The sequence below is a fragment of the Erythrobacter sp. genome (assembly GCF_035194505.1).
Classification (GTDB): domain Bacteria; phylum Pseudomonadota; class Alphaproteobacteria; order Sphingomonadales; family Sphingomonadaceae; genus Erythrobacter.
Window position 1 is genome coordinate 86857 of record NZ_CP136573.1, and the last position, 19380, is coordinate 106236.

The 19380-nt window shown below is 62.0% G+C and carries 20 protein-coding genes and 1 tRNA gene; 11 read left to right on the forward strand and 10 right to left on the reverse strand.

Translation table 11 applies throughout. The features are described 5' to 3' along the window. Nucleotides 1-3 precede the first annotated feature (3 nt). Complete coding sequence (locus RSE14_RS00505; RefSeq protein WP_324075164.1) at nucleotides 4-588, reverse strand: YceI family protein; 585 nt, start codon at nucleotides 586-588, stop codon at nucleotides 4-6. Between the two features lie 79 nt (nucleotides 589-667). Here RSE14_RS00505 and RSE14_RS00510 point away from each other — a divergent pair, with 79 nt between their 5' ends. The 6 genes from RSE14_RS00510 to RSE14_RS00535 all read left to right on the forward strand — a co-directional run bounded on the left by RSE14_RS00510 (nucleotide 668) and on the right by RSE14_RS00535 (nucleotide 6470). Next, a complete protein-coding gene (locus RSE14_RS00510) occupies nucleotides 668-1243 on the forward strand; it encodes a thymidine kinase (RefSeq protein WP_324075166.1) in 576 nt (191 codons plus the stop codon). A 48-nt stretch (nucleotides 1244-1291) separates the two neighbouring features. Beyond that, complete coding sequence (locus RSE14_RS00515) at nucleotides 1292-2017, forward strand: site-2 protease family protein (RefSeq protein WP_324075168.1); 726 nt, start codon at nucleotides 1292-1294, stop codon at nucleotides 2015-2017. A 15-nt stretch (nucleotides 2018-2032) separates the two neighbouring features. Then, nucleotides 2033-2968: a tRNA pseudouridine(55) synthase TruB gene (gene truB, locus RSE14_RS00520; RefSeq protein ID WP_324075171.1), complete on the forward strand. Its 936-nt coding sequence runs from the start codon at nucleotides 2033-2035 to the stop codon at nucleotides 2966-2968. A 12-nt stretch (nucleotides 2969-2980) separates the two neighbouring features. Continuing rightward, a complete protein-coding gene (rpsO, locus tag RSE14_RS00525; protein ID WP_067403000.1) occupies nucleotides 2981-3250 on the forward strand; it encodes a 30S ribosomal protein S15 in 270 nt (89 codons plus the stop codon). Nucleotides 3251-3427: 177 nt separating this feature from the next. Then, nucleotides 3428-5716: a polyribonucleotide nucleotidyltransferase gene (pnp, locus tag RSE14_RS00530; RefSeq protein WP_324075175.1), complete on the forward strand. Its 2289-nt coding sequence runs from the start codon at nucleotides 3428-3430 to the stop codon at nucleotides 5714-5716. Between the two features lie 73 nt (nucleotides 5717-5789). After that, nucleotides 5790-6470: a spermine/spermidine synthase domain-containing protein gene (locus tag RSE14_RS00535; RefSeq protein ID WP_324075177.1), complete on the forward strand. Its 681-nt coding sequence runs from the start codon at nucleotides 5790-5792 to the stop codon at nucleotides 6468-6470. 4 nt (nucleotides 6471-6474) lie between these two features. On the opposite strand, the gene RSE14_RS00540 is transcribed toward RSE14_RS00535, so the two are convergent. Both RSE14_RS00540 and RSE14_RS00545 read right to left on the reverse strand, forming a co-directional pair. Beyond that, nucleotides 6475-7434, reverse strand: coding sequence for a DUF481 domain-containing protein (locus RSE14_RS00540; RefSeq protein ID WP_324075179.1), 960 nt, complete (start codon nucleotides 7432-7434; stop codon nucleotides 6475-6477). A 16-nt stretch (nucleotides 7435-7450) separates the two neighbouring features. Beyond that, on the reverse strand, nucleotides 7451-8161 hold the full coding sequence (locus RSE14_RS00545; RefSeq protein WP_324075181.1) for a GcrA family cell cycle regulator: 711 nt from the start codon (nucleotides 8159-8161) through the stop codon (nucleotides 7451-7453). Nucleotides 8162-8300: 139 nt separating this feature from the next. Between RSE14_RS00545 and RSE14_RS00550 the strand changes: the two genes are divergently transcribed. Beyond that, nucleotides 8301-9158, forward strand: coding sequence for an ABC transporter permease (locus RSE14_RS00550; RefSeq protein WP_324075183.1), 858 nt, complete (start codon nucleotides 8301-8303; stop codon nucleotides 9156-9158). Here the strand turns inward: RSE14_RS00550 and RSE14_RS00555 are convergent. Beyond that, nucleotides 9148-9774, reverse strand: coding sequence for a hypothetical protein (locus RSE14_RS00555; RefSeq protein ID WP_324075185.1), 627 nt, complete (start codon nucleotides 9772-9774; stop codon nucleotides 9148-9150). The genes RSE14_RS00550 and RSE14_RS00555 overlap by 11 nt on opposite strands. Nucleotides 9775-9801: 27 nt before the next feature. After that, nucleotides 9802-10182: a heat shock protein HspQ gene (hspQ, locus tag RSE14_RS00560; protein ID WP_324075188.1), complete on the reverse strand. Its 381-nt coding sequence runs from the start codon at nucleotides 10180-10182 to the stop codon at nucleotides 9802-9804. 179 nt (nucleotides 10183-10361) lie between these two features. Between hspQ and RSE14_RS00565 the strand changes: the two genes are divergently transcribed. After that, nucleotides 10362-10451 (forward strand) — tRNA-Ser (locus RSE14_RS00565). Nucleotides 10452-11237: 786 nt separating this feature from the next. Here RSE14_RS00565 and RSE14_RS00570 read toward each other — a convergent pair. Beyond that, entirely contained in the window at nucleotides 11238-12350 is a 1113-nt protein-coding gene (locus tag RSE14_RS00570) for an OprO/OprP family phosphate-selective porin (protein WP_324075190.1), read from the reverse strand. A gap of 245 nt (nucleotides 12351-12595) precedes the next feature. Between RSE14_RS00570 and RSE14_RS00575 the strand changes: the two genes are divergently transcribed. Genes RSE14_RS00575 through RSE14_RS00585 form a run of 3 tightly spaced genes read left to right on the forward strand, consistent with a single transcriptional unit; the run spans nucleotide 12596 to nucleotide 15458 of the window. Next, on the forward strand, nucleotides 12596-13693 hold the full coding sequence (locus tag RSE14_RS00575) for a DUF1611 domain-containing protein (RefSeq protein WP_324075192.1): 1098 nt from the start codon (nucleotides 12596-12598) through the stop codon (nucleotides 13691-13693). Then, entirely contained in the window at nucleotides 13690-14688 is a 999-nt protein-coding gene (locus RSE14_RS00580) for a hypothetical protein (RefSeq protein WP_324075194.1), read from the forward strand. Before RSE14_RS00575 ends, RSE14_RS00580 begins: the two co-directional genes overlap by 4 nt. Then, the gene (locus tag RSE14_RS00585) at nucleotides 14685-15458 is read left to right on the forward strand and encodes an alpha/beta hydrolase (RefSeq protein ID WP_324075196.1); all 774 of its coding nucleotides are present in this window, start codon (nucleotides 14685-14687) and stop codon (nucleotides 15456-15458) included. Before RSE14_RS00580 ends, RSE14_RS00585 begins: the two co-directional genes overlap by 4 nt. 133 nt (nucleotides 15459-15591) lie before the next feature. On the opposite strand, the gene RSE14_RS00590 is transcribed toward RSE14_RS00585, so the two are convergent. The 4 genes from RSE14_RS00590 to RSE14_RS00605 all read right to left on the reverse strand — a co-directional run bounded on the left by RSE14_RS00590 (nucleotide 15592) and on the right by RSE14_RS00605 (nucleotide 19320). Beyond that, a complete protein-coding gene (locus tag RSE14_RS00590) occupies nucleotides 15592-16164 on the reverse strand; it encodes an aspartyl/asparaginyl beta-hydroxylase domain-containing protein (RefSeq protein WP_324075198.1) in 573 nt (190 codons plus the stop codon). 52 nt (nucleotides 16165-16216) lie between these two features. Beyond that, nucleotides 16217-16696: a terminase small subunit-like protein gene (locus tag RSE14_RS00595; RefSeq protein WP_324075201.1), complete on the reverse strand. Its 480-nt coding sequence runs from the start codon at nucleotides 16694-16696 to the stop codon at nucleotides 16217-16219. A 348-nt stretch (nucleotides 16697-17044) separates the two neighbouring features. Beyond that, nucleotides 17045-19060: an AAA family ATPase gene (locus RSE14_RS00600; protein WP_324075202.1), complete on the reverse strand. Its 2016-nt coding sequence runs from the start codon at nucleotides 19058-19060 to the stop codon at nucleotides 17045-17047. Continuing rightward, nucleotides 19057-19320 carry a hypothetical protein gene (locus tag RSE14_RS00605; protein WP_324075204.1) on the reverse strand — a complete coding sequence of 88 codons (264 nt, stop codon included), beginning with the start codon at nucleotides 19318-19320 and terminating at the stop codon, nucleotides 19057-19059. The genes RSE14_RS00600 and RSE14_RS00605 overlap by 4 nt, the downstream gene beginning before the upstream one ends. Nucleotides 19321-19380 lie beyond the last annotated feature (60 nt).

The window sequence follows — 19380 nt, forward strand, 5'->3', positions numbered from 1 at the left end:
CGCCTACTTCGGCAGCATCCGCGCCTTCAGGATGATGTCCACCTCATTACCGACGATCAGCTGATAGGATTTCATCCCGTAGGCGCGCCGGTCGATGGTGGTGGTGCCGGTGAAGCTGACCGGCTGGCCTGCGCGGGCCAGTGGATCGGCATCGAAGGTGACAGCAAGTGTCGCCGGACGGGTGACACCGCGCGCTGTCAGTTCTCCGCTCACCGTGCCCCGCGTCGCGCTCGACAGCTTGATCGAGCGGCCGAGGAAGCGGATCGTCGGATATTTCTCCACCCAGAAGAACTTGTCGCCGCGCAGCCTTGCGAGGGTGACAGAGTCGGGCGCTTCGATCGCGGTGGCATCGAAGGTGACGTCGATCAGCGCGCGCTCGGGGGCACCCGGCACGATTGTCACTGCGCCCTGCATGCGCGGGAAACGTGCGGTCTTGCTGGCGAGGCCGAAGAACGGGACCTTGGCCGAGACATTGCTGGCGGAGGAATCGAGCACATAACGCTGCGGCGCGCCGATATTGGCAAGCGCGAACACCGCCACCAAGGGCAGCAGCATCAGGCGCAGGCGGGAAATCGGTTTGGTCATCATGGTTCCTAATACGCTTCAACCGGGCAAAAGGGTCAACCCCCGCCTCGCCCCGCGCAGGCCAAACGGTTAGGCTGTCGCGATGGCCAAGCTCTATTTCTACTATGCCAGCATGAATGCCGGCAAATCCTCGCACCTGTTGCAGGCCGATTTCAATTATCGCGAACGCGGCATGCGCACGATGTTATGGACTGCGGCGCTCGACAGCCGCTCGGCCGGGCTGGTAAAAAGCCGGATCGGACTGGAGAGCGCAGCGCAGCGGTTCCACCCCGACACCGATCTTTGGTCCGAAGTCAGCGCTGTCCATGCCGGAACACTGCTTGATTGCGTGCTGATAGACGAGGCGCAGTTTCTGGCACCTGAACAGGTATGGCAATTGGCCCGGCTCGCGGACGAGGCAGGCATTCCGGTGCTCTGCTATGGCTTGCGTACCGATTTTCAGGGCGAGCTGTTCCCCGGCTCGGTGGTGCTGCTGGGGATCGCGGACGCGCTGGTGGAGCTCAAGGGGGTATGCCACTGCGGGCGCAAAGCGACGATGAACCTGCGCGTCGATGAAAGCGGTGCGGCGGTGAAGCAGGGCCAGCAGACCGAAATCGGCGGCAACGACCGCTATGTCGCGCTGTGCCGCAAGCATTTTGTGCGGGCGCTTGCCGCCTAATCGCGTGCGCTCTGGCTTTCGTCGGGTCGCAATCCTATCTGGGAAGCGATGAGCCAAACTTTCCTTCTCGGCCTCGTGCTGATCCCCGCCTTGGTGATTGCGATCGTGTTCCACGAGGTCGCGCATGGCTATGCCGCGCGTTTGCTCGGTGATCCGACGGCGAGCGAGCGCGGGCGACTGACGCTCAATCCGCTCGCCCATGTCGATCCGGTCGGCACGGTGCTGGTTCCCGGCGCGCTGGCGCTTTTGGGCGGGCCGGTGTTCGGCTGGGCCAAACCTGTGCCGGTCAACAAGTGGCGGCTGAACAATCCGCACCTGGGCATGATGGCTGTGGCCGCGGCAGGGCCGGGCAGCAATTTCGTTCTCGCTGGCATCGGTGCAGTTCTGCTCGGTCTGGCAATCCCGCTTGGGGCCGGCTTCGACGGCGATGCGGCAGGCGGCACTTCGCTGCTCATTGATGCTTCGGGCGAGCCATTGTGGCTGGCGACGGGGTTGTTCTACTTCATTCTCGTCAATCTGTTCCTCGGCCTGTTCAACCTGCTGCCGATCCCGCCGTTCGATGGTTCGCACATCGTTGGTGGCATTCTGCCCAAACAGCTGCGGGCGCCGTGGGAGAAGCTGCAGGGCATCGGCATGGCGCTGATCCTCGTGCTGGTGGCGGCGAGTTGGGTGTTCGGCACCAGCTGGCTGGGCGATCTGCTGATTGGGCCGGTGACCTTCGTGCTCGGCTACTATCTCGCGCTGGCCGACTGGGTCGCGGCTCTGATCGCCTGATAGCGAGGATTTGGGGTGGAGACGGCTGGCAAACCTGCGCCGCTTTCGGGCTGGCTGATCCTCGACAAGCCGCGCGGGCTTGGCAGCACTCAGGGCGTGAGCGCGGTCAAGCGCGTGCTGCGGCAGAACGGCTATGCGAAAACCAAGGTCGGCCACGGCGGCACCCTCGATCCGCTGGCTGAAGGTGTGCTGCCGATCGCGCTGGGCGAGGCGACCAAGCTTGCCGGGCGGATGCTCGATGCCAGCAAGGTCTACGAATTCACGCTTCGCTTCGGGGCCGAGACCGAGACGCTCGATACAGAAGGAGCCGTGATCGCGACGAGTGATGTGCGCCCCTCGCTGGCCGATGTTGAAGCTGTGCTCCCCCGCTTTACCGGCCCGATCGAGCAGGTGCCGCCGGCCTATTCCGCACTCAAGGTCGATGGCCAACGCGCCTATGATCGGGCACGGGCGGGAGAGGTGGTGGAATTGCGGGCGAGGGCGGTGGTGATCCACGCGCTGGATATTCGCCAAGGCGAAGGTCAAGGCCCGCTCGACGCCATCACTCTGGTTGCCCACGTCTCCAAGGGCACCTATATCCGGAGCCTAGCCCGCGACATCGCCTATGCTCTGGGCACTTGTGGCCATGTCACCTATCTCAGGCGCACCAAGGCCGGGCCGTTCCTTGAGGAACAGGCGATTTCGCTGGACAATCTGGAGGAAAGCGCTAAGCGCGCGAGCCTTGAACACCTTCTCCTGCCGCTGGAGGCAGGGCTGGACGACATCCCGGCCCTTCACCTCGACCAGACAAGCGCGCAGGCGGTCCGACAGGGCCGGGTGCTGTCTGGCATGCCCCAATCATCCGGGCTCTATCTGGCCAAGCTGGGCGCAGTCCCGGTTGCCCTGATGGAAATATCGGAGGGGACGGCGAAGGTCGTCAGGGGTTTCAACCTATCCGATGTCGCTGAGTAGAAAGAGAATATCATGTCGGTGACCGCCGAAAAGAAGCAGGAAATCATCTCCTCGAACGCCCGTGATCCCAAGGACACCGGCAGCCCCGAAGTCCAGGTCGCGATCCTCACCGAGCGCATCCGCAACCTGACCGAGCACTTCAAGGATCACCACAAGGACAACCACTCGCGTCGTGGCCTTCTGATGATGGTGAACAAGCGTCGCACGCTGCTCGCCTATCTCAAGAAGAAGGATGTCGAGCGCTACAACGCCCTGATCCAGAAGCTGGGTCTGCGTAAGTAAGAGTTTAGCGGGAAGGGCGGCTCTAGAGGCCGCCTTTCTTGCATTTGGGGCTGGCAGACATTCGGTCTGCTGCGCCTTGGGGCCAAACCAGTGCCCCGCACCGGACCGGGACGGTTGTTTCCCCGGCACATGAGGCCCCGCCCGGCAATATGGCCGCGCGGGTCAGAAGGAAAACCAATGTTCGACACGAAAACCGTATCGCTGGAGTGGGGCGGAAAGACCCTCACTCTGGAAACCGGGCGTATTGCCCGTCAGGCCGATGGCGCCGTGCTGGCGACCTATGGCGAAACCGTGGTGCTGTGCGCAGTCACCGCCGCCAAGTCGGTGAAGGAAGGGCAGGACTTCTTCCCGCTCACCGTCCACTATCAGGAAAAGTTCTCGGCTGCCGGCCGTATCCCCGGTGGCTTCTTCAAGCGTGAACGCGGCGCGACCGAGAAGGAAACGCTGACCAGCCGCCTGATCGACCGTCCGATCCGTCCGCTGTTCCCCGAAGGTTTCTACAACGAAATCAACGTTATCGCGCAGGTCCTTTCGTTTGACGGCGAAACCGAAGCCGATATCGTCGCGATGATCGCCGCTTCGGCTGCGCTGACGATTTCGGGCGTGCCCTTCATGGGGCCGATCGGCGCTGCACGCGTCGGCTTCATCGATGGCGAATATGTCCTCAACCCGAAGCAGGACAAGGCGCTTGCCGAAGGTCGTCTCGACCTCGTGGTCGCCGCCACGGACACGGCCGTGATGATGGTCGAATCCGAAGCCAAGGAACTGACCGAAGCCGAAATGCTCGGCGCTGTGATGTTTGCGCATGACGAAATCCGCAAGGTGATCGGCGCCATCATCAGCCTCGCCGAACAGGCCGCCAAGGATCCGTGGGTCGTCGACCTGTCGGACAACACGGCCGACATCAAGGCGAAGCTCAAGGATCTCGTCGGCAAGGATATCGCCGCCGCCTACAAGCTCACCGACAAGTCGGCGCGTTCGAATGCGCTGAACGAGGCGCGGGCCAAGGCCAAGGCTGCTTTTGCGGACGAAACCCCGCAGACCCAGATGGTCGCGATCAAGACCATGAAGAAGGTCGAGGCCGACATCGTGCGCACCGCCATCCTCAAGGAAGGCAGCCGCATTGATGGCCGCAAGCTCGATCAGGTCCGCCCGATCGAAGCGATCGTCGGTTTCCTGCCGCGCACCCATGGTTCGTCGCTGTTCACCCGCGGCGAAACCCAGGCGATCTGCACCACCACGCTCGGCACCAAGGATTCCGAGCAGATGATCGATGGTCTGGAAGGCCTGAGCTATTCCAGCTTCATGCTGCACTACAACTTCCCGCCCTATTCGGTCGGTGAAGTCGGCCGCTTCGGCGCACCGGGTCGCCGCGAAGTCGGCCACGGCAAGCTCGCCTGGCGCGCGCTGAACCCCGTGCTGCCGAGCAAGGAAGACTTCCCTTACACCATCCGCGTTCTGTCGGACATCACCGAGTCCAACGGCTCGTCGTCGATGGCGACCGTGTGCGGCGGCTGTCTTTCGATGATGGACGCGGGCGTTCCGGTGAAGGCTCCGGTCTCGGGCATCGCCATGGGCCTGATCCTCGAAGGCAGCGACTTTGCCGTTCTGTCGGACATCCTGGGTGACGAAGATCACCTTGGCGACATGGACTTCAAGGTTGCCGGTACCGAAGCTGGCATCACCACCATGCAGATGGACATCAAGATCGCCGGCATCACGCAGGAGATCATGGCCAAGGCGCTCGAGCAGGCGAAGGCCGGCCGCATGCACATCCTTGGTGAAATGGCCAAGGCCCTGACCGGTGCCCGCACCGAAGTCAGCAAGCACGCGCCGCGCATCGAGACGATCCAGATCGACAAGTCGAAGATCCGTGACGTCATCGGCACCGGCGGCAAGGTGATCCGCGAGATCGTCGCCGAAACCGGCGCCAAGGTCGACATCGATGACGAGGGCGTGATCAAGATCAGCTCCTCGAACCTCGACGAGATCGAAGCGGCGAAGAAGTGGATCCTCGGCATCGTCGAGGAAGCTGAAGTCGGCAAGATCTACAACGGCAAGGTCGTCAACATCGTCGACTTCGGCGCTTTCGTGAACTTCATGGGCGGCAAGGACGGTCTCGTCCACGTCTCGGAAATGCGCAACGAGCGCGTCGAGAAGCCGACCGATGTCGTTTCCGAAGGCATGGAAGTGAAGGTCAAGGTGCTCGAGATCGACAACCGCGGCAAGGTCCGCCTGTCGATGCGCGTGGTTGATCAGGAAACCGGCGAAGAGCTGGAGGACACCCGTCCGCCCCGCGAACCGCGTGAACCGCGCGGTGATCGTGGTGATCGCGGCGGTGACCGTCGTGGTCCGCGGGGTGATCGTGGTGGCCGTGGCGGCGATCGCGGCGGTCGCGGTGGCGATCGCGGCGGTCGTGACCGTGACAGCGGTCCGGCCGGGCTTCCCGACTTCTTGAAGGACTAATTCCCTTCTTCAAGCTATGAACAAGAGGCCGCCCGGAGCGATCCGGGCGGCCTTGCTTTTGGAAGTTTGACCGATGCTCCAGCGTGAACTCATCGACACTGCCCAGATCGAGGATGGCGTGCGCCTCGAGCTCTACACCCATGCGGGCCATTTCATGATCGTGATGGGGCGCAACGAGCTGATGAGCACGCGAATGCGTTTCTCCGAAGAACAGCTCGCTGACCTCACCATCGATCGGCTCGGCAAGGACAATGCCCGCATTCTGATCGGCGGCTACGGCATGGGCTTCACTTATCGCGCAGCTGCGGCAAAACTGGGCGCATCGTCGCAGATTGTGGTCGCAGAGATTTCCGAGGCGATCATCGAGTGGGCCAAAGGGCCGATGGCGACGCTGACAGGGGAGGGCCTTGCCGACCCCCGCCTCGATCTCAAGATCTGCGATGTCGCTGCGCTGATCGACGATGCCAATGACGGCACTTGCGCCAAATTCGATGCGATCATGCTCGATGTCGACAATGGCCCGGACGGGATCGTGCGCGATGCGAATAACCGCATCTATTCACGCACCGGTTTGGCCAAGGCGCGCGATGCCTTGAGGTCAGGCGGGATCCTTGCGGTCTGGTCAGCCGGCCCTGACCCGGCGTTTCGCAAGCGGCTGTATGACACTGGCCTCCAGGTGACCGAGTGGAATGTCCGCTCGCGCCCGGGCAATAAGGGCGCGCATCACATCATCTGGTTTGCCCAGAAGGCCTGAGTTTCTAGAAATCGTAGATCAGCGTGACGCGGCTGAGCGTGTCGGTCTGCACGGCACCCGGCGGCGGGTTGCTGTCATATTCGATCGCATAGGAAAAGCGCGCCGATAGCTTGCTGCTGATCGCGGCATTGAGGCCGGTGACGAGATCGAGCGTGGTGTTGCGCGAATCGATGATCGCGATAGCCGATCCGCCGGTTTCGGCCACCGCATTGGTGTCCTGCGTCAGGGTCAGCCGCTTGGTTATGTTCCAGTCGAAATCGACCCCTATCAGTCCTGCGATCCGGCTTTCACTGCGACCATCGGTGAATTCGGTGACCCGGTAAGCCGGGCCCGCCTTGACCGAGAGCTTGAGATCATTGGCGTTGAACACCTGATAGCCGATGCCGCCCGACACGGCATAGCGTGCGGAAAAGCCCTGGAACCGGTCGCGCTCATATTGCCCGAGCGCGTAGACATAGACGTGGTCCGACAGATTGAAGTTGGGCTCGTAGCGGGCAAGGAACTGCTCGCGCGTGGTCACGCCGTTGGCGCGCTGGAAGTCGATGCGGCCCGTCAGGCGGTGCCGCCAGTCAATGCCCTGGCGCTCGGCGGTAAGGCCGGCGGTGATCCCTGTGTTGGAGGTGTTGCCAGTCGCCCGGAAAGCGCCGAACTCGCCCTTGCCGGACCAGTTTTGGAATAGGCCGGCGGTGCGGATTGCCTCGGTCTTCGCGGCAGCTTCGGCGGCCTTTACGGCGATCTGCTGCTGCTCGAAACCGGCTAGAATGGCATCGATTTCAGCCCCATCGCCCGGATTGGTCACTCGCGCGATCTCGATGACGGTGCGGACCTTGGCCTCGTCACCGGTTGCGATAGCGGCATCGATCATGGCGCGCACCGGCTGCGGCAGCTGCGCAAAGGCGGCTGACGGCAGAGCGGCGAGGCCGGTGGCGGCCAGCGCCGCAGCGAGACGAACGGCAGGGGTCATGCCGGTCGCCCCCGATTTAGCGAACCCGCGGGCCGCCGAAAGGCAGCGGCGGGGGCGGGCGGCGGACGCCGCGCGGGAGCTGGGCCTGATAAGCCCGTCCGCAATGTTCGACGCAATAGGGGAAGCCGGGGTTCACCTGCTCGCCGCAGAAGTGGAAATCGGGTTCGCCCGGGTGGCCCATCGGCCAGCGGCAGACCTTGTCCGACAGATCGAGCAGCGTCGTCTTGCCCGCGATCTCGGGGCTCGGCTTGGCCGGCACGAGACGGCGCGGCGGGGCGGGGGGGATCGGCGCCTGCTGATCGCCGGGCCCCTGACGCAGGAAACCGCCGGGACCGACCGAGACGATCTTGGGCATGTCGGCCTGCGGATTGGGCATGGGCTGCGACGGGCTGGCGCTCGCGGGGTTATCGGCCGCATCATTGCGCGCAGGCGCGGCTGTGCGCACCGTACGCTCGGGGGGCGCAGCCACCGGCGCAGTCGCCTCGGCATCGCGGTGCGCTTCGGGTGCAGGCTTGGGCGCTGGCGCAGCCGGTTTCTTGGGCGCGGCCGCCTTCTTCTTCTCGTTGGCCTTGACGGGCGAGGGGCGGGCCTTGAGCCCGAGCCGGTGCGCCTTGCCGATCACCGCGTTGCGGCTAACTCCGCCGAGCTCGGTGGCGATCTCGCTGGCGGTGGCGCCGCCTTCCCACATTTTCCTGAGCGTCGCGATGCGCTCGTCCGTCCAGCTCATATACTCTACCTGTTCTTGTCCCGGCGCTTTAGCCGGGCCTGATTGCGGGTGCCACGCTTGTCACGAAAGCCGCTTGGGCCTAGGCGCTAGCACCATGGCCGAACCTGTTCCAGCACGCTTAGATGGCAATGCCGCTCCCGTGACGCAAAACACGGCTTCTGACAAGACCGGCGGGAGCACCCGGTTTGCCCCGCGCGGACGCCCGGTGATTACCGGGATCAACCGCGTGGGCCTCAATGCCCTCTATATGAAGGAGGTGCGCCGGTTTCTCAAGGTGCAGACCCAGACGATCTGGGCGCCGGCCTTCACGACGCTGCTGTTTCTGGTCATCTTCACTGTCGCGCTGGGCCGCGAGGGGCGCGAAGTGCTGGGCGTGCCCTTCGCCACCTTCGTCGCGCCGGGCCTGATCGTGATGGCGATGATGCAGAATGCCTTTGCCAATTCCTCATTCTCGCTGCTGTCAGGCAAGATGCAGGGCACGATCATCGATCTCTTGATGCCTCCGCTTTCCCCGGGCGAGCTGATGATAGGAATCCTTGCCGCCGCGATCACGCGCGCGATTGCAGTGGGGGGCACCGTTGGCTTGGCAATGGCGCTTTGGCCGGGTGTCTCGCTCGGCTTTGCGCACCCTTGGGCGGTTGTCTGGTTCGGGCTGATGGGATCGCTCCTTCTGGCAACCGCAGGCCTTGCCACCTCGATCTGGGCCGAGAAATTCGATCACAATGCCGCAATCACCAATTTCGTGATCGCTCCGCTCTCGCTGCTTTCCGGCACCTTCTACGTGATCGAGAACCTGCACGGGGTGTTTCAGGCGATCAGTCGGGCGAACCCGTTCTTCTACGTCATCTCGGGCTTCCGCTATGGCTTCCTCGGCCAAAGCGACATCGGCGCGGCCGATCATGTGCTGGTTGCCGGCGCAGGCCTGTTGGGGCTCAACGCAGTTCTCGCAGCCGGTGTCTATGCGCTGCTGCGTTCGGGGTGGAAACTCAAGAACTGAGTGCGCCCATGACCGGTTGGTCGCGGCCAACAGTGGCGATCCGGTTCAACGCTTCCTGCGCGCCCATTACATCCTCGACCGCGCCGATCACGAAGTGCTCGGTCTGCCGGTCTCCATCGCTGTCGATGCCAACCTTTACGGCAAGCTGCAAAATGCCTGTGCCGTCGCGCTGCTCGCGCCTTTCGGCCATGCCGATGCGTGCGGCGGGAACCGCCGTGACATCGAGCGCACGCGCAAGACTGAGCTTGAGCACTCGCTCGTCGGTGATGACATAGAGCACCCGCCCGCGTTCGCGCAGCGGCTTGAAGGGCTGGCCCAGCATCCATGCGCCGACGGCGACGAAGGGCAGGCCGAACAGCGGAAAGGCCCAGGCGACGAGTCCGAGCTCGTTCTCTCCCGGACCGGCGCTGGCAACGGCAGCCACCGCGATACCCGTCCAAGCGAGCGAAAAGGCAGTCCAGGGGATCGCAAAGACGTAGCCCAGAAACTGGCGCGGATCGATCCGCGCGAGCTGCCAGCCATGCCACAGCACGCTTTCGCCAGGCCGCAACTCGCGCTCAAGCGCCAGCCGGAGCCGTGCGGTGCGATCAGTCTCTAAAGGGGCTGGAGCCTGCATTCTGCCGGGATACACCCGACAAGGTTGTCAATGCGTAAGCGATCGCCGCATCCGGTAGCGGCCGTCCTTGAAGCTGTCGAACAGCTGGCGGACGGTGGGATGATCGATCGGGCCGCCTTGCGGATCGGCCAGAAGATTGCCCTGGCTCACATAGGCAACGTAGGACGAATCCTCGTTTTCGGCGAGCAGATGGTAGAACGGTTGATCCCGGTTCGGGCGGATATCCTCGGGGATCGATTGGTACCATTCTTCGCTATTGGCGAAGACCGGATCGATGTCGAAAACGACGCCGCGGAAGGAAAACAGGCGGTGGCGAACCACATCGCCAATGCCGAAGCGGGCGCGTGTCTGGCGGGGCGCGATGATTGTGCGTCCAGCCTGACTCGAGAAGAACTCTGCGCGTTCCATGGATTTAATATGAACCTTTGCGGGCGCAAAACAAGCACGTCGCTGTGGCAGGGGCAAGATATGCCCGAATTTTGTGGTGCGGTAGGACTTGGCAAGCCAATCGCCTTGGGCTAACGGGCGCGCTCCCTGTCGCCAGCCGCCCGACCACGCGGCCTTGCCAGACGCGCGACAGGCCTCGCGGAGAGGTGGCAGAGTGGTCGAATGCGCCGCACTCGAAATGCGGTTTACCGGCAACGGTAACGTGGGTTCGAATCCCACCCTCTCCGCCAATATCATCTGTAAATCTTGGACTTTTTCTCTCAATCGCCGCCTATTACCATAATAGCTCCCCGATGGAGAGCCGACTTGAATGGGTCGCCGCCTTAGCGGTTCCATGGCTAGCCCGATGGGTCACATGTAATTCCAGCCGATCGTTTTCAATTCTCGATTTAGGTCTCGCCCTACCCCCCGGGGGTGGGGCCGAGCGTGGCGCGACTGTCACGGGCTACCCCTGCGCGAAATTTTTTTGCAGGTGATATGGAAATTCTCGTGCCTTAGGGCAAATGCATAAGCCCACGCTCCCTCATTCGTGCCCCTCGCAACAGCCAAGCGTTCAGGGCCTACAGGCCCTCGCTCTGAATACTTGCAGCGACATTAGCTGGCCGCTTTACGACCGTCAGTTCGCCCCGAAAGTGGTGCCTCCTTGCGCAGGCAATCGTCCGCAAGAGGTCGTCGATCGTCAACAAATCCATATTCAACGATGTGTAGGTTGCCTAATCAGGGAATAGGGATCTGCGCCAGATATCGCCGCCGGTTGGTCATGCCCCACATTTCCGTTGCGGCATGGGTTGGTGGATGTCGGGTTTCGGCGGCCAGGCGCTTGATGCCGAAATACCGCTTCGGGATAGCGCAACGACCGTGCTCTTGACCGCAAGTGGGTGAAACCGGAATGACGGCGTTTTGCCAGCTTCGCGAGCAAGGATGTCGCGAGGTGAGGCGCCTACGGATCGGGGTGACGCCGGGCTACCCTAGAGGGAGGAGTGCCCGGCATCTTTGATGTTGGCGGCAAAATTGGATCAAAAGGCGACCTGGAAGCGCACGACGCCAAGATTACCGCTGGTATCGGGCACCAACAGGCTGCCATCGGTTTTGGTGCGGGCGTAATTGGCGAGCACCCGGATGTTCTGGTTTAAATACCAGGTTGCGCCGATGTTCGCGATAGACGCCCGCCCTCTATCTAGACTGTCATCGTCAAGATCAAGCTCGCTGTAACGCCCGGCAAGTTCGATCGCACCGCCCTTCTTGCCGATGCGCGGACCCAGCGGCGTGCCGGTGCTGCGCGAATAACCATGCTTTTCGCCAGTCACCATCAAGCTAGACTGGACATACCAGCTCGCATAGTTGAGGTCGGTAAGGCCAGCCCGTGAAACCGTGGCGCCGATATACTGTGCCTGCACCTGCACCGACCCGCGGGCGTAAGCGAATTCGGCGTTATAGGCGTCAAACCCGGTGGCCCCGTTCAGTGCACCGGTGCGCAGAAGGCTCGGCGCAAGGCTCGACGCCGAAATCGCGGTGAATCGCGGAGGTTCGGTCACATTATAGGAACGGTTTTCATAAGCCGCGCCGAAATGGAGGTAACCCTTGCGGCTGGTTACGGGTGCAAAGGTCGTCCGGACCGTGAAACCGTCACCGCGCACACGCGACTGTCCGACTTCGTCATCGAGGGCGTCGGTGAAGTAACCACCTGCGATCGTGAAGTTCTTCGAGTGATAGCGCGCCATGCCCCCAAGGCCGAACGCGGGCGACAGCGTGTTGGCAAGCGACCGTTCGGCCAGCGCCATCATGTTCGAGCTGCCCATATCTTCCATGCTGAACGGCACGATCTGGTTGCCGCCCCGCACTTCGAAACCTTCTGCCGGGGTGATACCGACCCACAGGTTGCGCCAGCCATCGGCCTGCGCGAACTCGCGGTCGACCCGCACCTGAACAACATCGCCATACTTCGCCGAGAATTCGACACGGGCGCGGCGAACGTCGGTTTCAGTGACGCTGTCGAAGCCAATGTCGAACACTGTGGCGTCTAGATGCAGGCGGCCGCCAAGGTTCATCTCGAGATCACCGGTCTTCACAGAAAGACCGCCAGAATCGGCTTCAACCCCGTCATCGGCATGCACCAGAGTGGGTACCATGAAGGCGCTTAGTGTCGCCGCAAGCATTGTGCTGCGGCGGAAACTCTGAATGCTCAAATCTAATCTCCAAGATGGCGAGCGTCTGCACGCCGCGTGTGTATCGCAGTTTTTGCCAGCCGGGATCCCAACGGGGCCGTTAGGCTGGTTATTCCGCTTTAAGGGATCATTCTTATTTTTCGGTTACGACGAATAACCGATTCCGCTGAGGCGTTAACTCAGCGATTTCCAAAGGCCCGGATCACCCCATGATTGTTAACCCTATTCCCGCTCCCACCAGTAATGAACGTGCAAAACGGTTGCAGACGCGTCTTGGCGCTGCCAAGCGCGCCTTCACCACTCGTAATGTAGATCTGAATCTGGCGGCGCGCATCGTGCGCAGCGGTCGCAAGCCGCAAGCTGGCGACCTGATCCTTGCCCGGGTCACCAGCCTTGGCCAGCATCGGCGTCTGGAGAACGTCCACGGTCGCCGCGGCGATCTGTATGTCGGTGATGAAATCATCGTGGCTTATGGTAATCGCTATGCCCCCGACCAGTTTGAGGCTTACATTCCCGAAGATTTCGGCCCGTGCCATCTGGTGGCCGGTGGCGGTGTGGCAGCCCGTGCGACATGCCGTCACGCTCGGATCAAGGCGCCCACCGTAATCACTGTCATTGGTGCATTGGTGCGGGCTGACGGCTGCACCATCAACCTGGCAGATTTTGCGCCCGCCGCTCCGGCTTCTGCTCGGTGCAATCGCCCGCCGCTGGTGATCGCAGTTGTTGGTAGCTCTATGAATGCCGGCAAGACCACCACGGTAGCCGGGATCGTCCACGGTCTTACCCGCGCAGGCTTCCGGGTCGGCGCGGCCAAGCTCACCGGCACCGGATCGGGCGGTGACGTTTGGTCGATGCGCGATGCAGGCGCGGCGCTGGCGGTGGATTTCACCGATGCCGGGCACGCCTCGACCTTTAAGGTGGGGGCAGACGAACTTGGTAACGTTGCTCTGGGCCTGCTGGCGAGTTTGGCCGACGATAATGCCGATATCGCTGTCGTGGAAATCGCCGACGGGCTGCTTCAAAATGAAACCGCAAGATTGGTCGAAATGGGCCACAACAAGGGCTGGTTCGACGGCTTCATCTTTGCTGCAAACGATGCGATGGGCGCGGCTTTCGGCTGCCGCTGGCTTGCCGACAGGCAGATCACGCCGCTGGCGGTTTCCGGACTGGTGTCGGCCTCGCCGCTCGCCTCGCGTGAGGTGGCCGATGCGACTGGGATTACCGTGGCCACCCTTGACCAGTTGCGCGATCCGGTCGAGTCCGCGCAGCTGGCCTTCAGCAACCGGACGATTACGGTCGCAGCATGAGTATCGCTACGCCAGCACTGCTGTACGGCAACCGGATGAAGCTTGCGGTGCTGCTGGCAGTCCTCGCCCTGAGCCAGGCTCTGATGGCGGTTCTGCTCGCTGAAACGATCGACCAGCTGCATGGGGGCGGGACATTGTTGGGATGGCCTATGCTGCCGGTGGCGGCCGGGCTGACCGGACTCGCGGGCCTTGCCCTACTGAGCGAACGCTGGGCGGGTGAACGGTTCGCCCAATCCTTCGTGATTGATTGCCGGGAGGCGCTCTACAAGGCAGTGATGCGCCACCGCGGCGAGGGCAATGACGCGCGATGGCTGACCGGGCTGGTCAATGACATGGCCGCTTTGCGCAACTATGCGCTACGCGGCACAGTGCGGCTGTGGACCAGCACCCTGTCCGCCTGCGGAGCGACCATCTGGGTCGGCCTCGCCATGCCAGAGCTGCGCCTTGCGCTCGCTCCGTTGGCGCTGGGCGTGGGATGCATGATCCTGCTTACTCGCCCGCTGTCACGCGCCATTACGGACCAGCGCACGCAGCGTGGGCGAATGAACCGCTTTTTCGTTCGCCGGGTGCGCATTGCTATGGCCGACCTGCCGGTCACCAACGGGCACGGTTATCGTACGCTCGCAAATCATTCGGAGGAGCTTAAGCACCTTTCAGTTCGCCGAGCGGTCCTTGCGGGCTGCATGTCGGCGGCGATAGCGGTTTCCGGTCTGCTCGCAACGCTGATAGTAGCGACCCAGGCGGTTGCCTCAGGCACCGTCGCCAGCATCGCCGGCAGTCTCACGCTGATCGCATTTATTTCCGGCCGCCTGATGGAAACATCGCGCGCGCTGCACGCCCGTATCGGCGGCGGCATTGCTCTGGCGCGTCTCGGCCAAATGCTGGCCCGGCCTGCGAAGCCCCACTCCTTGGCTCAGACCAGGCCCCAGACAACGTTCCGCGCATCATTGCCGAAGGTCAAGGATAAGGCCGGCATGAACGAACCTCGTATATGATCCCCGTGGCTTCCTTCCCAAGCTTTCGCCCCCCCTCAGGCGAAGGGGTACCTGGCTGCTTTTTTGCCAATGCCCGTCCCGATCAGGATGTGGTGGTCGCAATCCACGGGATCAGCCGCAATGCGGCCGAGATGGCCACCCGCTTTGCCGCGCACCCAGCCTTTGCCCGCACGACCATCATTGCTCCGCTTTTCACACCAAAGCCTTTCGGTAGATACCAACAGATGAGGGCGCGCAGGCGGGGCGAGACGCCATCGGACAAGGCGCTGATCGCTCTGCTGGAGGCAATTGCCACCGACTACGGCATCGCTACTGACAAAGTGCGTTTGTTCGGCTTTTCCGGTGGAGCACAGATGGCCCACCGATTTGCGATGTTCTACCCTGAACGCGTCACCCGCCTATGCGTCGCTTCGGCGGGCTGGTATTGTCTGCCGCGCACCGATCTGGCCTATCCGTATGGCATCGGCGGAACAGCGGGAGAGACTCTGGTGGGGCCGCAGTTCCTCGATATTCCCACCACCGTGATTGTGGGTAATCGCGATGTTAGGATTGATGATTCCGTGCGTCAGGATGCAGTAATCGTCGCTCATCAGGGCAAGAACCGCCTGCGCCGCGCGCATGGCTTTGTGAAGGCCATGGCAGCTTACGCCCATGAACAGGGGCGACCAACCAATGTCCGTTTGATCACCCTGCCCGATGTTTCGCATGATTTCACCGCTTGCGTTAGCCATGGCGGTCTGATTGATGCAGCAGCCAAAGCACTGGTGTAACCGGATATGCCTATTAGGGAATACCGTGTTGCCTTGACAGCATTCAATGAAAATAGCCCGCTAGTGAGTAGTATAGTCGCCAGCAGACTATTTATTAATATTGCCTACCGTCATTGATACCGCCGGTTTTTTCTCAGAATTTAGTTCCCAAGCCGATTTTGGACGCCAACTCCAGCGGCAACAGATCAAATATGAGATGAATGCGATCGGTATCACCGTCGTTGCAGGCCTCATGCTCTTGATCATTATCGAACCACCATAATTCTCCGGTGCGCATCCGCACCTCCTCGTCACCGGCACGCATCCATGATCCGGTCGACTTGAGCACGAAGTGATAGCGATTGCGCAGCCTGTAATACTCGCCCCGGTCAACATGCGGATAGACTTTGTGGCCCGGCGGCAGGGATACGATCTTAGCGCGCGACAAGAGCGCATCTTCCTGTGCCGCAACCCGCTCAAGGAAGGCACGGGCCAACGGGAAACGCTGCGCACCTGTCGTCCAGCGGCTTTCATGCACGTCGCGCCGCTTACGCGTTCCGATCTTCGAGGCCCGCAGGCCACGCAACGGGATGGCCAGCGCCTCACGCTGAACTGCGATCTTTTGCTGCCGGCCCCGGTTTTCGTCAAACGCGCTGTCGACTGCTGCAATTTCTGCCAGCAGCGTCCGCGTGTCTATCTCATTCCGCAGAAGCTTGAAATATCTCATCCCGACTCACTCTCAATAATTGAATGAAAGATGTGGTATGAATGCATTGGCTTCAAGCGTTGACCGGCCCATTAGCCAAAGTGATCACCCTCTGCTCTGCCCGTTCCAGCGCTGCAAGCACGCTGATCTGTGTGTGCTGGACTGATACATCGATCTTCTCGCCGTAAACGCGCGGGCGTAGCTTGGCTGCGGTCCATTCGCGCGCATGAACACGCAGCTTTAGCTGCTGCACCCATGCCGACAGCGCTGGTCCCTCAAGGTGCGCGGGTGGTTCGCTGTCAGCCAACGCGATGATGTCATCCGCCAGCGTGTCGGCGCGGTCTTCGATCGCGGCGCGGTAGGCCGCTTGGAGGTCGGGATTCTCGCGCAGCTGGACCTTCGCCCAACTGTAGGACGGCGCCGGGTCGAGCCGCTGCAAGGCTGTCGCCAAAGCGTCCCCGCTGGCGATGTAGCCCAGCACCAGCGGCCAGACTTCGGCTGGATCAATCACAGGCGGGCGGCCTACGCTACGCTTGGCGATGGCTGTATTCATGGCGGACCTCGTTGGGGTTTTTGGGCCGAATTTGTTTAGCATAATCGGAGAATTATGCCCAGCTATCGCGCGCGCGCGTGAAGTCTGGCGCCTCACTTGCGCCCCCCCCCAGCGGGGTCAGCAAGCCTGTCGTGCCGCCGGGGGGGGTGTCAGTGGCGGTCATATTACAGCCATCGGGGGGGCTAATCTTTCGACTTCCGGTCGGAGGGCGGACAAGCGGACAGGGTATATACCCCTGTCCGTGTCCGTCCGCCCACTCGCCCGCTTCCGCAGACGGATGGAATGGCGTTGTCCGCCCTTTGTCCGGCTTTGTCCGTGTTCTGAATTTCATTAACTTAGTCATGTCCGCTATTTGTCCGCCTTGGCGCCCGCGGCGGCAATCTCGGGCCATTCGATTTTGTAGAAATCATCGGTCGTGGACACCGCGGACAAGCCCACTAATTCCGCCCTCGCCCGGCGAAACGCGCGGCTTTTGCTGGCCTCGTTGTAGCCGGTGTGGCGGGCGAGGAAGACGCGTTGCCACTGCTCCAGATGGACGCCGTCCGTGCTACCACCGGAGGCTTCGACGAGGGCATCGACAGCCAATTGCAGTGACCGGGACAGTCGCCGTGATGGGAGCGGCGCGTCCGTCACCTGTAGCGCTGCGCTTGAAGCGCCATCGCGTAGGGTCACAGACTCCAAGGAGAAGGCAAGCGGCGCTGGCGGTTCCGCGTCCTTCATCTTTGTGTTTGTAAAGCGGATGATATCGTCGGTTTTCTCGACCAGATATTCCCAGTCGAGCGCACCCTTCAGGGCCATTGCTCCGCGCCCACGCTTTTTCTCTGCGTGCCCTGTGTGGTGAATGAGCGCGACGGTGCAGCCGGGGAATTCGGCCTTGAGGTCGTCAACAACAGAAATGAAAGCGCTCATGTCGCTGGTGCTGTTCTCGTCACCCGGCCCGTAGTTTCTGGCAAGCGTGTCGATCACGATAAGCGCAGGCTTGCCATGCTGCGCGGCGAGCTCTCTCACGGCTTCGGTAACGCCTGCCGCGCTGTCAGCGTCGAGAAACTGTGCAGGCCGGTTGGACATAAAGAGGCGTGCGTTCTCAATGCTTACGCCGTTGTGCAGGCTCCACGCCGCGAAGCGGCGGGCTAGGCCATTGTGGCCTTCACCAGCAATCAGGAACACTGGGCCTTGGCGAACGGCGCGGCCATGAAACGGAGCGCCAGTGGCGACCGATAAAGCTAAATCCACGCCCACGAAGCTCTTGCCGGCTCCGGGATCTCCGAAGATCTGCCCGAGCGTCTCCGTTTCGATCAGGCCATCAACCAAGAATTCAGGCGGTCTGTATTCTAGGTCGCCAACCCGAATGAAGCGGAAGTTACTGCTGCCACCGCCTCTGCCATTGGCACTGCACCCAAGCCCATCCAGCGCGGCCTTGCTGTCTCCGCTATGCTCGTAATGGACAAACAGATCGAACGCATCGCCGAAGCAGCCACCGCAGTCGGCAGCGCGCCCAAGTCCGGCTTCGAGGTCGCTGGCCGACCAGCTAACCCAGTATTCGCCGAAGTCACGTGTCGCAAAGCTTCCGCTGGTCTGGTGTGGGCTGCGGTGATCGTTCGAGCTGCCGAACCGGGCGTATCGATACTTCGCCAGCAGCGCGGAGATGGTGTTCTCGGCATTGAACCGTTCGATGGGACTGGGCGTGCCGTTAGATATGCGCGGCACCTTGATTGTGGGCTTCGCCCCGGCGATGAATGCCGCCCCAAGTTCGGCCAGCGTGAAACGCTCGCCCGTGTCCGGTTGCGCCCATCCAGACAGCACCGGCATGCGACCCCGCGCACGCTTTTCCTCACTGGGAAAGTTCACAAAACCCGGCACCCGCATTAGGCGATCGTGATTTTGCGTTCCCTTGTCGCCGCTCTGGCTTGCGATTAGTGCGGAGTTTATCGCCACAATCTCTTCGGGAGCCACGCCGTCATTCAACCGCCAGTAGGCTTGCAGGCCATTTCCGCTATCGATGATCATGCTTGGCTGTGGATCGAGCGCCTGCAGCCCCGCTAGTTTGCCCGCGCGATCCCACAGGGTACCGTCCTTGGGCGGGTCAATGTCCAGATGCGCAAAGCGCGCGGCGGTCATATCGGTCTTCTTCGGTTTCTTGTGTATCCGTTCTCGGACGCGGTTCACCGTCCAGTAGACATTGCGCCCGTTGCCATTCTGGTCGGCGGCCCACTCGATTGCAGCGTCCACATTAACGCCGAAGTTTCGGCCCGCAGAACGTTCGGTTCCATCTGGCTCAATGCTGACGAGATGGATTTGATCGAGGGCCTCAAATAGCCGCCGCGCCGCGTCGAGGTTGGGGATTAACCCCGCGAAGCCGCTCATCGACTTGCCTCCGCGAAGGCCACCAGCGTGTCGAACACATCGCCGTTACGCAGATAGACCCGCCCGGTCACCGCGTCGTGGATAGCGAAGTCCGAATACATAACTTGGGCCCAATCGGTTCCCATATGCGTCAGGTCGACTGGGACGCGAGCAAGTCGGAACTCCCCCCAACAGATGATGGGGACAAGAGAGATCGTGCCATCGCTTGCGCGGCGGACGACGGTCAGATTCGGGTTCGTGTTCGGGATATAGAAATTCATGTCAGTTCTCCAGTATGCTGGACAACCGGCTGTCTTTAAGGGTATACTCCTCAAGCCGCT

What these genes read in the sequence shown, in the direction of transcription:
- RSE14_RS00580 (WP_324075194.1), top strand. Translation starts at nt 13,690, where the DNA reads ATGAGTATCGCTACGCCAGCACTGCTGTACGGCAACCGGATGAAGCTT.
- RSE14_RS00585 (WP_324075196.1), top strand. Translation starts at nt 14,685, where the DNA reads ATGATCCCCGTGGCTTCCTTCCCAAGCTTTCGCCCCCCCTCAGGCGAA.
- RSE14_RS00540 (WP_324075179.1), bottom strand. Translation starts at nt 7,434, where the DNA reads ATGACCCCTGCCGTTCGTCTCGCTGCGGCGCTGGCCGCCACCGGCCTC.
- RSE14_RS00535 (WP_324075177.1), top strand. Translation starts at nt 5,790, where the DNA reads ATGCTCCAGCGTGAACTCATCGACACTGCCCAGATCGAGGATGGCGTG.
- rpsO (WP_067403000.1), top strand. Translation starts at nt 2,981, where the DNA reads ATGTCGGTGACCGCCGAAAAGAAGCAGGAAATCATCTCCTCGAACGCC.
- pnp (WP_324075175.1), top strand. Translation starts at nt 3,428, where the DNA reads ATGTTCGACACGAAAACCGTATCGCTGGAGTGGGGCGGAAAGACCCTC.
- RSE14_RS00545 (WP_324075181.1), bottom strand. Translation starts at nt 8,161, where the DNA reads ATGAGCTGGACGGACGAGCGCATCGCGACGCTCAGGAAAATGTGGGAA.
- RSE14_RS00595 (WP_324075201.1), bottom strand. Translation starts at nt 16,696, where the DNA reads ATGAATACAGCCATCGCCAAGCGTAGCGTAGGCCGCCCGCCTGTGATT.
- RSE14_RS00605 (WP_324075204.1), bottom strand. Translation starts at nt 19,320, where the DNA reads ATGAATTTCTATATCCCGAACACGAACCCGAATCTGACCGTCGTCCGC.
- RSE14_RS00600 (WP_324075202.1), bottom strand. Translation starts at nt 19,060, where the DNA reads ATGAGCGGCTTCGCGGGGTTAATCCCCAACCTCGACGCGGCGCGGCGG.
- RSE14_RS00515 (WP_324075168.1), top strand. Translation starts at nt 1,292, where the DNA reads ATGAGCCAAACTTTCCTTCTCGGCCTCGTGCTGATCCCCGCCTTGGTG.
- RSE14_RS00590 (WP_324075198.1), bottom strand. Translation starts at nt 16,164, where the DNA reads ATGAGATATTTCAAGCTTCTGCGGAATGAGATAGACACGCGGACGCTG.
- RSE14_RS00555 (WP_324075185.1), bottom strand. Translation starts at nt 9,774, where the DNA reads ATGCAGGCTCCAGCCCCTTTAGAGACTGATCGCACCGCACGGCTCCGG.
- hspQ (WP_324075188.1), bottom strand. Translation starts at nt 10,182, where the DNA reads ATGGAACGCGCAGAGTTCTTCTCGAGTCAGGCTGGACGCACAATCATC.
- RSE14_RS00510 (WP_324075166.1), top strand. Translation starts at nt 668, where the DNA reads ATGGCCAAGCTCTATTTCTACTATGCCAGCATGAATGCCGGCAAATCC.
- RSE14_RS00505 (WP_324075164.1), bottom strand. Translation starts at nt 588, where the DNA reads ATGATGACCAAACCGATTTCCCGCCTGCGCCTGATGCTGCTGCCCTTG.
- RSE14_RS00575 (WP_324075192.1), top strand. Translation starts at nt 12,596, where the DNA reads ATGATTGTTAACCCTATTCCCGCTCCCACCAGTAATGAACGTGCAAAA.
- RSE14_RS00570 (WP_324075190.1), bottom strand. Translation starts at nt 12,350, where the DNA reads ATGGTACCCACTCTGGTGCATGCCGATGACGGGGTTGAAGCCGATTCT.